The following is an 11930-nucleotide window of genomic DNA, read 5'->3' as shown; positions in this document are numbered from 1 at the left end:
ATCGAACGACTTACGAAACAGTCGCCTTCACGATCTTGCCCGGGTTTGCCGGCGGCTCGCCCTTGGGCAGGGCATCGACGTGTTCCATGCCGCTCTCGACCTGGCCCCAGACGGTGTACTGGCCGTCGAGGAATTCGGCGTCATCGAAGCAGATGAAGAACTGGCTGTTGGCGCTGTCGGGCACCTGGGTGCGGGCCATCGAGCAGGTGCCGCGGGTATGCGGTTCGCTGTTGAATTCGGCCTTGAGGTCGGGCTTGTCGCTGCCGCCCATGCCAGTGCCGGTCGGATCGCCGCCCTGCGCCATGAAGCCGGGGATCACGCGGTGGAAAACCACGCCGTCGTAGAAGCCTTCGCCCACTAGCGTCGTGATCCGCTCGACATGGCCGGGTGCGAGATCGGGGCGCAGCTTGATCACCACATCCTTGTTTTCGCCGTCGCCGGTGTCGAGGGTGAATGTCAGTTTGTCTGCCATTGGTATGTCTCCTGTAATTCGGTTGGCGCCTCATTAGCAGGGACAGCGCCTGTGTCACGGCTTGCTTTTCGGCTTGCGCTCCCTAGAGCGGCGATATGGTCGACGAGACGCGCCTCGACGAAGACGATGTGATGCTGGCGCCGGGCACGGATAGCGGGCCGGACGATGGCGCGCGCCCCGACGACCGCATCGACGACGAGCGCATGGACGAGGAGAACACGCTGAAGCGCGAGTTCGTCCGCTCGGTCGAGGAAGCGCTGGAAGCAGGCGCGAGCGGTGAGCTTTACGATCTCGTCGAACCGCTGCACCCCGCCGACGTCGCCGACCTTCTCGAGCTGTTCGAGAAGGAGGATCGTCACCGGCTCGCCAGCGAGATCACCGATCTCATGACCAGCGAAGTCGTTGCCGAACTCAACGACTATGTCCGCGACGAGATGATGGAGGCGCTGCCCGCCGATGCGGTGGCGCAGATCGCGGAACAGCTCGATACCGACGATGCCGTCCAGCTGATCGAGGATCTGGCCGAGGACAACCAGAAGGCCATCCTCGCCGAGCTCGATCCGGAAGACCGGATCGCCATCCAGACCGCCCTCTCCTACCCGGAGGAGACTGCTGGCCGCCTGATGAACCGCGAGTTCGTGGCCGTGCCCGAACACGTGACCGTGGGCGACATCATCGATTTCCTGCGTGACGGGCGCGACCTTCCCGAGGACTTCTTCGAGATCTTCGTCATCGACCAGCGCATGCATCCCGTCGGCACCTGCCAGCTTTCGTGGATCCTGCGCACGCCGCGCGACGTCTCGCTGGGCGATGTGATGAAGCGCGACCAGACGCTGATCCCCGCCACGCTCGACCAGGAAGAGGTCGCGCTGATGTTCCAGAAGTACGGCCTGATCAGCGCCGCCGTGATCGACGAGGACGGCCGGCTGGTCGGCCAGATGACCGTCGACGACATCGTCCACATCATCGCCGAGGAAGCGGGCGAAGACGCGCTGCTCATGTCCGGCGCGGGCGAAGGCGACATCAACGAACCGATTCGCGAAGCCTATTCCAGCCGCGTGCGCTGGCTGGTGGCCAATCTCGGCACCGCGCTGGTCGCCAGCCTGATCATCGCGGCCTTCGGCGCGGCGATCGAGCAGTTGGTAGCGCTTGCCGTATTGATGCCCATTGTCGCCAGCATCGGCGGCAATGCGGGCACGCAGACCATGGCGGTGACGGTGCGCGCCATCGCGATGAACCAGCTGACGAGTTCGAATACCGGCCGGATACTGTGGCGCGAGTTTCGCGTGGCGACGCTCAACGGTGTGACCATCGCCGTGCTGATCGGGCTGGCGACGGCAGCGATCTTCACGCCCATGCTTGGCGCGGTGATTGCGCTGGCCATGGTCATCAATGTGGCGACGGCCGGTCTTGCAGGCGTGCTGGTCCCCGTGGCTTTCGACCGGCTGGATCAGGACCCGGCGGTGGCGAGCAGCGTGTTCGTCACCATGATCACCGATTCGATGGGCTTCTTTGCCTTTCTCGGACTGGCCGTGGCGAGCGGGATCGCGGGGTAGTTTCCTACAGGATGGAGCACATGGAGCACGGTCCAGGGGGAAATAATCCGGGGCCCGCGCACCCTGCTCAAAGCGGCAGGAAACCTTGGTTTCGAGAGGGTGGAAGGCGGGCATTCGCACACCCTGCAACCGGTCGCGCCATGTAGGAAAGGCCTTTTTGGAAGCGTCCCGCCCGGCCCCCGTTTCGGCCTGCGCATAGCGGTTGCTCTTTCGGGTTCAGGCCCTATCTCCACCGGATGCCGCTCCATTTGACCAAGATCGCGTTCGGCGCGCAGAGCTTCGGCGATATCGAAAGCTGGTACGCGCAGCGGCGCAGCCCCAATCTCACCACCCGTTATCGCCCGACCAAATGGAAGGAATGCATCGGCGGCTCGCTTTACTGGATCCACCAGCATTCGATCGTCGCACGCAGCGAAATCCTCGGCTTCAGCGAGACGCCCACGGGGCGCTGGTCGATCGATCTCAAGCCCGAACTGGTCCGTGTCCACCCGCGCCCCAAGCGCGCGCATCAGGGCTGGCGCTATCTCAAGGGCGATCCGCCCCGGGATCTGGAGGAAGGCGAAGATATCGGCGATGTGCTGCCCGGAAAGCTGGCCGGGAAGCTCGAAAGGCTGGGCCTTATCTGATGCAGGCCGCTGATTTGGCAAGATTGTGACATACAGCTGATCCGGCGTCATGGTGATTAAGAAAAATTAACCACCAAACCCCTGAAACCGCTTCATTTTCCTGTCATTTTTGCAGGCTAGCCGCGCTTCCGAACCAAGCCTTGCCGCACGGATGTCGCAGGGCACATCGGGGCCTGCACCATGAACATTCAGACCAAGTTTCTTCCGGCTGCGGACACAGGTTTTCTGGAACCCGCCCCGACTTTGAACGCGGCCCCGGCCCGCCATCTACCCGCCCCGATCCGCCGCGCACTGGCATCGCGGCGCACGATCCGCGGCCAGATATCCCTCTTCGTCGCGCTTGCCATAAGCATCCTGCTCGGCCTCGCCGTTCTTCTGGGAATAGGGTTCTACCAGGTCTCGCTGCGCTCGGATCGCAGCGCCGTCATTGCCGAACGCGCGCTGGCGGCATCGCAATTCGATACCGGCATCGCCCACAGCCGCTACCACGCATCGCGCTATGCAGTGACAGGCAGCGAAGACTCGATCGCGGCGGCGTTCGCTTCGCTGGAGGATGCCAGCAAGCGGCTCGACCGATCGATGGCGACCGACGTCAGCGAGGCGACCTCGCAGGAAAGGATCGCGTGGCTGCGCAATCAGGTATCCGGCTTCCGGCCCGAGCTCGAGGCGCTGCGTGCTTCGGTTTCGGCCTATGGCCCGCAGGAGAACGCGGCCATGCTGGCCGAAGCCATCGATGTCAGCGGCAGGCTGCTGTCGGACCAGAGCGGCGAAATCGAAACCGAACTTTCCGACGCGGCGGAGCGGGCCCAGCATGATCTGGAAAGCCTGAAGTTCTGGATGTCGATCGGGGCGCTGGCGCTCATCCTCGCCTGCGGTCTCGTGGTCGTGCTCGCCGCGCGGCGGATGGCAGGTCAGGTGTCGCAATCGCTGGGCGAGATCACCGGCGCGATGAGCGCGCTGGCCGATGGCGATCGCTCGATCGCCATTCCCGGAGCGGAACGCGATGACGAGATCGGCGAGATGGCACGCGCGCTGGTGGTATTCCGCGAAAGCGCCGAAGCGCTGACCGGTCTGCAGCGGCAAGCGCGCGAGGACCAGCGGGCGATGCTGCGCGATCTGGCGCGTGGGTTCGAAGGCGGGATGGGCGATGTGGTGACCAATGTCGCCGCCGCATCCCACCAGCTGGAAAAGACCGCCAGTTCGATGGCGAGCGCCGCCAGCCAGTCGGTCGATCTGGTGGAAGATGTGGTGCGCCGGATGAACGATACGGCCACCGGAATGACATCGGCGGCTGCGGCCACCGATGAATTCGCCCTGTCGATCGGGGAAATCGGCAAGCAGGCCGCGCAATCCGCTTCGCTGGCGCAGGAGACGCGCGCGAGCGCCGAACTTGCCGACGAGACGGTGAAGGAACTCGCCCGCGCTGCCGCCGAAGTGGGCGAGGTGGTCGATCTCATCGCCTCCATCGCTGATCGGACGAATTTGCTCGCCCTCAACGCCTCGATCGAGGCCGCGCGGGGCGGCGATGCCGGGCGCGGCTTTGCCGTGGTGGCGAGCGAGGTCAAGGAACTGGCGCGCCAGACGCGCGAGGCGACCGGGAACGTCTCCGCCAGAATGGCCTCCATGCAGGCAAGCACCCGCAGCAGCGCGGGAGCACTGACGCTGATCGGCGAGCGCATCCGCGAAGTCGAGGCCACGGCCACCGCCATCGCCGGCGCGGTCGACCAGCAATCGGTATCGAGCCGCGAACTGGCGCGCAGTCTGGACATGGCCGTGGCCGGCGTCGGAGAGATCGAAATGAGTATCGAGCAATTGCGCGAAAGAGCGCGCGACACGGGAATGGCGGCAGATCAGCTGCTGGATGCGGCGACCGGCCTCGACGCAGACGCGAGAGGGCTGAAGCGCGAAGCCACCGCATTCGTCGGCAAGATCCTTGCCGCCTAAGAAAGGTCTGCCGTTCGGAACATCGCCGAAGGCCCAGCCGTTGATGGGGTAAAGGAGATAGCAATCATGCCCGAACGCCAGTCAATGCACCCCGACAACGAACTCATCGACGAGATGACCAAGCACCCCACCCCGTCGCAGCAAAGCTCGTCGGGCGGCGAAGTCAACCGCAGGGTCGGCAAGCGGGGCGAACTGAACCGCGCGACCGATCCCGAAAACCGCGAACCGGAAGTCGGCTCGGACAATCCGGCGCAGGACGCCAAGAAGGGCGAAAAGACCCGCCAGGCCATGCAGAACAGCCGATCGAGCTAAGTTCGCTCCCAAGAAACCGATCAAATGGCCCCGCCCTCACCGGCGGGGTTTTTTGTAACTTGAAAGTCTTCACCGGCAGATTGCGAATGCCCGCTCAGGGGTGGAAATAGAACATTAAAGGTTGTTCGCCATAATCTTTGAAGTTTTACTTGTCCGGAGATCCAACTTTTGTCCAACGAACCAATCAGGCTTGGAAGATTGCATCATTCCATACTCATGCGAATTTACGTTCTCGGGGGTAAATCGGTGCCATTAGATCGTATCAAAAAAGAACTGCTGGCGAACAGTGCGGCCAGCGCCGTTGACGCCGCTTTCAAAGATATGAAAGACAGTCTGATTTCAATCAAAGGAATTGAATACCCCCGAATTACACTTCTAGAAGATGGATGTCGCTGGGGACGCAGTTGCCTTGATTTGATCGCTTTGACTCAGCCGAGCTTATTTGCGGCAACCACAACTGCCTCGCAATTCATGGAATATTTCGCCCAGAGGCGTAAAGGATTCGGCAGAACTGCAAGTCGCTGGGAAATATTCAAACTGCAGATGAAATGGCTGTTTCGGCGCAATTGGGAGCCTGTATAGCCGAATGTCCGCAATCGGGTCATTAGTAGACAGTGAGCGACATCATCCTCCCACGACAGTCTTCTCCGCAACGCGCCTGAGCGCATTCACATAAGCCTCAGGCGGTTGGGCACCGGGGATTATGAAGCGGCCTTCGACCAGCATTGCGGGCACGCCGGTGATGTTCATTTCCATTGCGGCCTTTTCTTCGGTGCGGGTCTTGCGGGCGATGTCCTCGCGGTCGAGCGCGGCGGCGGCAGCCTCGCGGTCGAGCCCGGCTTCTTGGGCCACATCGAGCAAGACCTCGCGCTCGCCGATGCGGCGGCGCTGGTTGAAATGCGCCTTGAACAGTGCGAGCTTCAGCCGGGTCTGTGCCTCTGGCCCGTGTTCTTCGAGCGCCCAGGTCAGCAGCCTATGCGCGGCGAAGGTGTTCCACATCATCGCGTCGGGCGCGGGCTCCTCGCCCTGATAGTCGAGCGATACCCCCGCGGCCTCGGCGGCGGCGCGCATCTGGCCCTGCACCTCTTTCGACTGCTGGATGGTCCGGCCATATTTGCGGGCGATGTGCGCGGTGCGCTCCTCGCCCTCTTCGGGCATATCGGGATTGAGTTCGAAGGCGTGCCAGCGGATCTCGGCCTCGATCTCGCCTTCCAGCTGGCCGAGCGCCTGCGAGAGATTGCCCCAGCCGACGAGGCACCAGGGGCACATGACATCGGACCAGATGTCGATCGAGAGTTTGCGCGGCTCGGTCATCTCTTCACCCACCATTCCATCAGATAATGCGCGATGGCATGCGGCGGCGGCGCGACGAAGGGGCCATTGCCTGCCAGCGCCGCCTCGACATCCTCGCGCGTGTACCAATCGATTTCCGCCATCTCGGTCTCGTCGATCGTGAGAGCGGTATCGTCGGCGAAAGAATGGCAGCCGATCATCAGCTGGCTGGGAAAGGGCCAGGGCTGGCTGGCGATATAGGTCACGTCGCGCACGCGTACGCCGCTTTCCTCCAGCACCTCGCGCGCAACAGCTTCCTCAATGCTCTCGCCCGGCTCGACGAAGCCGGCAAGCGCGGAAAACCGGCCTTCGGGCCAACCGAGGCCGCGGCCCAGCATCAGCTTGCCGTCATGTTCGACCAGCATGATGGTGACCGGATCGGTGCGCGGGAAATGGCTTGCTCCGCAGGCAGTGCAATCGCGCTGCCAGCCGCCCTTGGCGAGCTTGGTATCGCCGCCGCATTGCGCGCAGAAGCGGTGCCGTGCGTGCCAGTCGACGATGCTGCGCGCACCGCCGTACAGCGCCAGATCATCCGCAGGAAGCGTGGCCATGAGCGACCATAGCTGCGGATTGGCGAGGCGCGGACTGGCATCTCCGGCAGGCGGGACGGCGGCAAAGCACGCCTTGCCAGCGTCGAGGCCGAGAAAGACCAGCTCTGCATCCTCAGGCGCATCGGCGAGCGTGCCCCAGGCAAGCGCGCCGTTATCGTCGAGCCCGGGGATCAGCCCGTCGAGCCCGAGCAGGCGGGCCTTCCAGTTCATGTATCCGGCCAGCCGTTCGGGATCGGCACGGACGTGATCGGCGCGGTCCAGCCGCGATCCAGTAAAGGACAGGGTGATGGCTCAGGCTCCTTGCATTGCTGCAAGATCGGCCATCACGGCCTTGGGGAAACCTTCGTGGATCGGATAGGCTTCGGAAGGCATGTACTGCGTCATCATGGTGGCGCGCAGGCCAGCCTTGTAGCTCACCAGCGCGACCGTACCGGCCGCCCCGCCCCAGCCATATGCGCCGTCCTGCACGCGGCCGCCCGCGCCGAAGCCCTGGCCATCGATCCAGGTGCCCTTGGTGGTCGCAGTTTCGGGCAGCAGGTTGGAGGTGCCAAGCTTGACCGCGGCCTCACTCATCACGCGGCGGCCATCGATCATGCCATATCCGAGCAGCATGGTGAGGAAACGGTCGTAATCGCGCGCGCTCGATACCAGGCCCGCCCCGCCGAACGGAAAGGCCGGCTTGTCGAGATAGACGGAGGCACCGGCAGGATCGAGCGGGAGCAGATTGCCGCCAAGGATACCGTAATTGGTCGTGAAGCGCCCCACCTCGCTCTGCGGCACGCGGAACCATGTGCTGTTCATTCCGGTCGGCTCGAAAATGGCGGTGCGCAGATATTCGTCGAACGGCATGCCGCTGGCGACTTCGATCACGCGGCCCATCAGGTCCAGCCCGACCGAATAACTCCACTTCGTCCCCGGCTGCAGCACCAGCGGCAGGCGGGCAAGATTGTTGGCGAATTTGTCCAGCCCGGCAATCGCTTCATCGCGCCCCAGCCCGGGGATGGGAAGGCGGCTGACCTGGCCGGGCGAGATGCCGTATTTGGCATACATCTCGCGGATCGGGCCCTTCTGCACGATGCCATAGCCAAGGCCCGCAGTATGCGTCAGCAGCTGGCGCACGGTGATCGGGCGTTCGGCAGGCTCCAGATCGGTGACCGAACCATCATAGGTCTTCTGCACCATCATGTTGGAGAATGCGGGCAGGATTTCGGCAATGGGCTGATCGAGCCCGAGCTTCCCTTCGTCAATCAGGATCATCGCGGCCATGCCGGTGATCGGCTTGGTCATGGAATAGATGCGATAGAGGCTGTCCGGCCCGGCGCGTTTGCCGCTGCCAAGGGCAAGGTCGCCGCGGGCTAGATAGGTAGGTTCGGCTTCGCCCCAGCCCAGCGCCGCGACCATATTGGCCAGCTTGCGCCCGCCGACATATTTATCGATCATCGCCTGCACGTGAGGCCAGGCGGGCGAGGCTTCGGGTAGTGCCTGCGCAAATCCGACGCGGCCCATCGGCGCCGCCGCGAGCGCGGCTCCGGCGGTCAGCCAGGCGCCGCCGCGCAGCAAGGATCGGCGCGAAATTTCCGGTGCGTCGAATTCACGATAGGCCATGAAGCGTCCTCTTTCCCTCAAACTGGTTCCGGCGGTTGATGCGGATTTGAAGCTGAACGGTCAATTGCGAAACGAAACCTCTTGCGACCCCCCAGTGCCCTACCCATATAGGACACATGCTGAACCTGATCTCTTTCCTCTTCGGAATCATCTCGCTCGTCATTGTCATCCCGTCGACCATTCCGCTGCTTGGCTGGGGCAATTGGTTCGCCCTGCCGCTGATCGTCATCGGCGTGGTGATCGGGCAGCTTTCGTCGAGCAACAGCGGCCGCAATTTCAACCTGATCGTGCTGTTGATCGCCGTGATCCGCCTCTCGCTCGGCGGCGGCATCATCTAGGCCAGCGCCAGCCGCGCGGCCTTGGCGAAGAGGGTCGGGAGACCCGCCTCGTCCAGCCGGTCGAGCGGCCACCATTCGCCGTTCCCCGCGGGATGTTCGCTGCCCGCATAGCGCTGGACCGCCAGTTCCAGCGCGAAATGGGTGAAGGTGTGGCGCACGAGGCCAGACGCACTCCATTCGCCCGCCAGCGGCTTTTGCCCATCGCCATCCGCCCGGGCCGACCAGCCATCGTCCGGCAGCGAGCGCATGCCGCCGAGCATGCCTTTGCCTTCGCGCTTCACGAGCCAGACCGAACCCTCCCGCTCGATCCAGTAGGCATTGCCCTCCCGCACGGGCTTGGCCTTTTTCGGCGCCTTTACCGGGAGCCGTGAAGGATCGCCCCTAACCCGCCCGTCGCATTCGCTCGCCAGCGGGCACAGCAGACATTTGGGATCGCGCGCTGTGCAGATCGTCGCGCCGAGATCCATCATCCCCTGCGCGAAATCGCCTGCGCGCCGGTCCGGCGTGATCGTGTCGGCACTGCTGCGGATCTGTTTGCGTACCCCCGGCAAGGGTTCCTCCAGCGCGAAGAGCCGGGCCACGACGCGTTCCACATTGGCATCGACCACCACCGCCCGCCGTCCGAAGGCGATCGCCGCGACTGCCGCCGCCGTATAGGCACCCAGACCCGGCAATTCGCGCAGGCCTGCTTCGGTATCGGGGAATTGGCCCAGTTCGGCCACGGCGCGCGCCGCTTTCACCAGATTGCGGGCGCGCGAATAATAGCCCAGGCCGGCCCATGCCGCCATGACGTCTTCTTCCGGCGCGGCGGCGAGATCGTCCACCGTCGGCCAGCGGGCCGTGAACGCTTCGAAATAGGGTTTCACCGCCGCCACGGTCGTCTGCTGCAGCATCACTTCCGACAGCCACACACGGTAGGGATCAGGCGCGGCTTCGCCGGGCATAGCGCGCCACGGCAATCGCCGTGCATGCGCATCGTACCAGTCGAGCAATTTTTCCGAGACTATGGCGGCCACGCCGCGCCTATGGCATGAGCGGCGCCGTAATGGGAAGTGACAAGACAGACAGCCGGAAACCGAAGAAGGGATTAAAGCCCTTCAAGCCCTACGAGCGCCCTCGCGGCGGGGGGGCCAAGGCGATTTCCGACCTGATGCCGCAGATCGGGCGGCCGGCCTTCCGCCGGTTCGGCTTCGTGCAGAGCAGCGTAGTCAGCCGCTGGCCCGAAATCGTGGGCGAAACGCATGCCCGCGTGTGCATGCCCGAAATGATCCGTTTTCCGCCCGGCGAGAAGTCCGAAGGCATATTGGAACTGGTCGTCCTGCCCGCGCATGCCCCGCTGATCCAGCAGGTGCTGCCCGAGATTACCGAGCGCGTGAACCGCTTCTTCGGTTACAAGGCAGTGGCCCGGATCAAGATGCGGCAAGGTGCGGTTAAGCCGCCGGAGGACAGGAACAAGGCCAAAGCGCCACCTTCGCTCAAGCCGATTCCCATGGAATTGGGCGACAGCCTGCGCGATATAGGGGATCCCGAACTGCGTACCGTGCTGGAATCGCTGGCGCGCAACTTCGGGACCGATGACAACAGGAAAGACTGACGTGCCTATGTTTTCCCGCTTTACCAAGCCGCTCATGGTTCTGGCCGCATCCGCACTGGCCGTGGGCGCAGCCGCCCAGGATACGCCGCGCGCCAATGCCCAGAAGAAGGGCAATTGGGGTACCACGGTTACCGCGACCGATGGCGGGCATCTGATCGGCAACCCCGAAGCCCCGGGAAAGCTGGTCGAATTCATGAGCTACACCTGTTCGCACTGCGCCGATTTCGCGCGCACGGGCGATGGAGCGATAAAGATGCTCTATGTCCCGACGGGCAAGGTTTCCTTCGAGGTGCGGCACCTGATCCGCGATCCCATCGATCTGACGGCGGCGCTGGCCGCCCAGTGCGGTGAACCGTCCAAATTCTTCGGCAATCACGAAGCGCTGATCATCAAGCATGCCGACTGGATGGCCAAGGCCCGCAAGGCAACGCAGGCGCAGACCAGCCGCTGGCGCTTCGGCAGCTTTGCCAGCCGGGCGCAGGCCATCGCCAGCGATCTCGACTTCTACGATATCATGGAAGGCCGGGGTTTCTCGCGCGCCCAGCTCGACCAATGCCTGACCGACGAGGCCAAGGCGAATGCCATCGCCAACCAGAGCCAGGCCGATGTCGAGAAATTCGGCCTGCGCGGCACGCCGACCTTCATAATGGCCGGCAAGACGCTGGACGTGCATGACTGGAAATCGCTCCAGCCGCATCTCGACGAATATTTCAAGACCCCGAAAAGCTGACACACCTACGCTTTTCCGGGCACATCCCTGTGGACACAATGCCGGCCCTGCTTCATCTGCAGCAGGGCCTGTCTTAGCCTTTCCGGCCAAATTAAGAGGATTTCGATGATACGCAGCCTTCGTTTCGCCATTGCCGCTCCGCTTGCGCTGGCACTTGCCGCCTGCGGCAGCTCAGACACTGCCGAAAGCGCCGATCTCGAAGGCGATGCCATCGCTGCGATTTCCGCCCCTGCGGGCACCCAGTGGCGCGATGTGGCTGAAGAAACGGCAGAAGGCGGCACGCTCGTCGGCAATCCCGATGCCCCGCTGAAGCTGGTAGAATACGGGTCGCTGACCTGCCCGACCTGCGCGCGCTTCTCGGTCGAGGGCAGCGAACCGCTGATGGAATATGTCGACAGCGGCCGGGTCAGCTTCGAACTGCGCCAGTTCGCGATCCATGGCCCGATTGACATCACCCTTGGCCGTCTGACCAAATGCGGTGCGGCTGAATCGGTAATCCCGCTGTCGGACCAGGTCTGGGCCAATCTGGAAACGATCATGGGTTCGTATCAAGCCAATGCGGATGCCTTTTCGCAGGCGATGGAACAGCCGATCGAACAGCGTTTCGTGACCGGCGCGCAGCAGATCGGCCTGCTCGACTTCTTCGCCGCCCGCGGCATCAGCGAAGACCAGGCCCGCACCTGTCTTGCCGACACGGCCGCGATCGAGAAAGCTGCCGAGTTCACTCAGCGCTATGGCTCGGAATATGACATTGCTGGCACGCCGACCTTCCAGCTGAACGGGAACACCGTGGACGCGAATACCTGGTCGGCCCTCGAACCCATCCTCCAGCGCGCCGGCGCGAGGTAAAGCCGGGTGGGGGGCTGACAG

14 protein-coding genes are annotated in these 11930 nt (G+C 63.6%); 9 read left to right on the top strand and 5 right to left on the bottom strand.

The genetic code is table 11. The annotated features are described in order from the left end of the window. Positions 1-10: 10 nt before the first annotated feature. Entirely contained in the window at positions 11-472 is a 462-nt protein-coding gene (locus tag K3175_RS08930) for a peptidylprolyl isomerase (RefSeq protein WP_221542993.1), read from the bottom strand. A 95-nt stretch (positions 473-567) separates the two neighbouring features. On the opposite strand from K3175_RS08930, the gene mgtE reads away from it, so the two are divergent. The 5 genes from mgtE to K3175_RS08905 all read left to right on the top strand — a co-directional run bounded on the left by mgtE (position 568) and on the right by K3175_RS08905 (position 5492). After that, positions 568-2028 (top strand): magnesium transporter, encoded by a 1461-nt coding sequence (gene mgtE, locus K3175_RS08925; protein ID WP_221542992.1) that lies wholly within the window; start codon positions 568-570, stop codon positions 2026-2028. Positions 2029-2264: 236 nt separating this feature from the next. Further along, positions 2265-2654, top strand: a complete 390-nt coding sequence (locus K3175_RS08920) for a DUF1489 family protein (RefSeq protein ID WP_221542991.1) — start codon at positions 2265-2267, stop codon at positions 2652-2654. Positions 2655-2834: 180 nt separating this feature from the next. Further along, entirely contained in the window at positions 2835-4598 is a 1764-nt protein-coding gene (locus tag K3175_RS08915; RefSeq protein ID WP_221542990.1) for a methyl-accepting chemotaxis protein, read from the top strand. 66 nt (positions 4599-4664) lie between these two features. Next, positions 4665-4910 carry a hypothetical protein gene (locus tag K3175_RS08910; RefSeq protein ID WP_221542989.1) on the top strand — a complete coding sequence of 82 codons (246 nt, stop codon included), beginning with the start codon at positions 4665-4667 and terminating at the stop codon, positions 4908-4910. Between the two features lie 216 nt (positions 4911-5126). Beyond that, the gene (locus K3175_RS08905; protein WP_221542988.1) at positions 5127-5492 is read left to right on the top strand and encodes a hypothetical protein; all 366 of its coding nucleotides are present in this window, start codon (positions 5127-5129) and stop codon (positions 5490-5492) included. A 42-nt stretch (positions 5493-5534) separates the two neighbouring features. Here the strand turns inward: K3175_RS08905 and K3175_RS08900 are convergent, their stop codons facing one another. From K3175_RS08900 to K3175_RS08890, 3 genes are all read right to left on the bottom strand, one after another. Continuing rightward, the gene (locus tag K3175_RS08900; RefSeq protein WP_221542987.1) at positions 5535-6224 is read right to left on the bottom strand and encodes a DsbA family oxidoreductase; all 690 of its coding nucleotides are present in this window, start codon (positions 6222-6224) and stop codon (positions 5535-5537) included. Next, entirely contained in the window at positions 6221-7003 is a 783-nt protein-coding gene (gene nudC / locus K3175_RS08895; RefSeq protein WP_247710791.1) for an NAD(+) diphosphatase, read from the bottom strand. The genes K3175_RS08900 and nudC overlap by 4 nt, the downstream gene beginning before the upstream one ends. A gap of 81 nt (positions 7004-7084) precedes the next feature. Beyond that, positions 7085-8398: a serine hydrolase domain-containing protein gene (locus K3175_RS08890; RefSeq protein ID WP_221542986.1), complete on the bottom strand. Its 1314-nt coding sequence runs from the start codon at positions 8396-8398 to the stop codon at positions 7085-7087. Positions 8399-8514: 116 nt separating this feature from the next. Here K3175_RS08890 and K3175_RS08885 point away from each other — a divergent pair, with 116 nt between their 5' ends. Continuing rightward, a complete protein-coding gene (locus K3175_RS08885; protein ID WP_221542985.1) occupies positions 8515-8736 on the top strand; it encodes a hypothetical protein in 222 nt (73 codons plus the stop codon). On the opposite strand, the gene mutY is transcribed toward K3175_RS08885, so the two are convergent. Further along, positions 8733-9752 carry an A/G-specific adenine glycosylase gene (gene mutY, locus K3175_RS08880; RefSeq protein WP_221542984.1) on the bottom strand — a complete coding sequence of 340 codons (1020 nt, stop codon included), beginning with the start codon at positions 9750-9752 and terminating at the stop codon, positions 8733-8735. The two genes, K3175_RS08885 and mutY, sit on opposite strands and share 4 nt — an antisense overlap. A gap of 14 nt (positions 9753-9766) precedes the next feature. Here mutY and K3175_RS08875 point away from each other — a divergent pair, with 14 nt between their 5' ends. The 3 genes from K3175_RS08875 (at position 9767) to K3175_RS08865 (ending at position 11909) form a co-directional block, all read left to right on the top strand. Beyond that, on the top strand, positions 9767-10330 hold the full coding sequence (locus K3175_RS08875) for a DUF721 domain-containing protein (RefSeq protein ID WP_221542983.1): 564 nt from the start codon (positions 9767-9769) through the stop codon (positions 10328-10330). A gap of 7 nt (positions 10331-10337) precedes the next feature. Beyond that, positions 10338-11060 (top strand): thioredoxin domain-containing protein, encoded by a 723-nt coding sequence (locus K3175_RS08870; protein WP_247710837.1) that lies wholly within the window; start codon positions 10338-10340, stop codon positions 11058-11060. A 105-nt stretch (positions 11061-11165) separates the two neighbouring features. Then, positions 11166-11909 (top strand): thioredoxin domain-containing protein, encoded by a 744-nt coding sequence (locus K3175_RS08865; RefSeq protein ID WP_221542981.1) that lies wholly within the window; start codon positions 11166-11168, stop codon positions 11907-11909. The last annotated feature ends 21 nt before the right edge of the window (positions 11910-11930 follow it).

The organism is Qipengyuania aestuarii, assembly GCF_019711535.1.
Lineage (GTDB): Bacteria > Pseudomonadota > Alphaproteobacteria > Sphingomonadales > Sphingomonadaceae > Qipengyuania > Qipengyuania aestuarii.
The sequence above is the reverse complement of the archived record's forward strand: the minus strand, read 5'-3'. Positions and strand labels throughout refer to the sequence as shown.

Excerpts from the sequence above, each read along its gene's own strand:
- K3175_RS08930 (WP_221542993.1), bottom strand. The coding sequence starts at position 472 with ATGGCAGACAAACTGACATTCACCCTCGACACCGGCGACGGCGAAAAC.
- nudC (WP_247710791.1), bottom strand. The coding sequence starts at position 7,003 with ATGAACTGGAAGGCCCGCCTGCTCGGGCTCGACGGGCTGATCCCCGGG.
- mgtE (WP_221542992.1), top strand. The coding sequence starts at position 568 with ATGGTCGACGAGACGCGCCTCGACGAAGACGATGTGATGCTGGCGCCG.
- K3175_RS08910 (WP_221542989.1), top strand. The coding sequence starts at position 4,665 with ATGCCCGAACGCCAGTCAATGCACCCCGACAACGAACTCATCGACGAG.
- K3175_RS08875 (WP_221542983.1), top strand. The coding sequence starts at position 9,767 with ATGAGCGGCGCCGTAATGGGAAGTGACAAGACAGACAGCCGGAAACCG.
- K3175_RS08900 (WP_221542987.1), bottom strand. The coding sequence starts at position 6,224 with ATGACCGAGCCGCGCAAACTCTCGATCGACATCTGGTCCGATGTCATG.
- K3175_RS08905 (WP_221542988.1), top strand. The coding sequence starts at position 5,127 with ATGCGAATTTACGTTCTCGGGGGTAAATCGGTGCCATTAGATCGTATC.
- K3175_RS08865 (WP_221542981.1), top strand. The coding sequence starts at position 11,166 with ATGATACGCAGCCTTCGTTTCGCCATTGCCGCTCCGCTTGCGCTGGCA.
- K3175_RS08920 (WP_221542991.1), top strand. The coding sequence starts at position 2,265 with ATGCCGCTCCATTTGACCAAGATCGCGTTCGGCGCGCAGAGCTTCGGC.
- K3175_RS08870 (WP_247710837.1), top strand. The coding sequence starts at position 10,338 with ATGTTTTCCCGCTTTACCAAGCCGCTCATGGTTCTGGCCGCATCCGCA.
- K3175_RS08915 (WP_221542990.1), top strand. The coding sequence starts at position 2,835 with ATGAACATTCAGACCAAGTTTCTTCCGGCTGCGGACACAGGTTTTCTG.
- K3175_RS08890 (WP_221542986.1), bottom strand. The coding sequence starts at position 8,398 with ATGGCCTATCGTGAATTCGACGCACCGGAAATTTCGCGCCGATCCTTG.
- K3175_RS08885 (WP_221542985.1), top strand. The coding sequence starts at position 8,515 with ATGCTGAACCTGATCTCTTTCCTCTTCGGAATCATCTCGCTCGTCATT.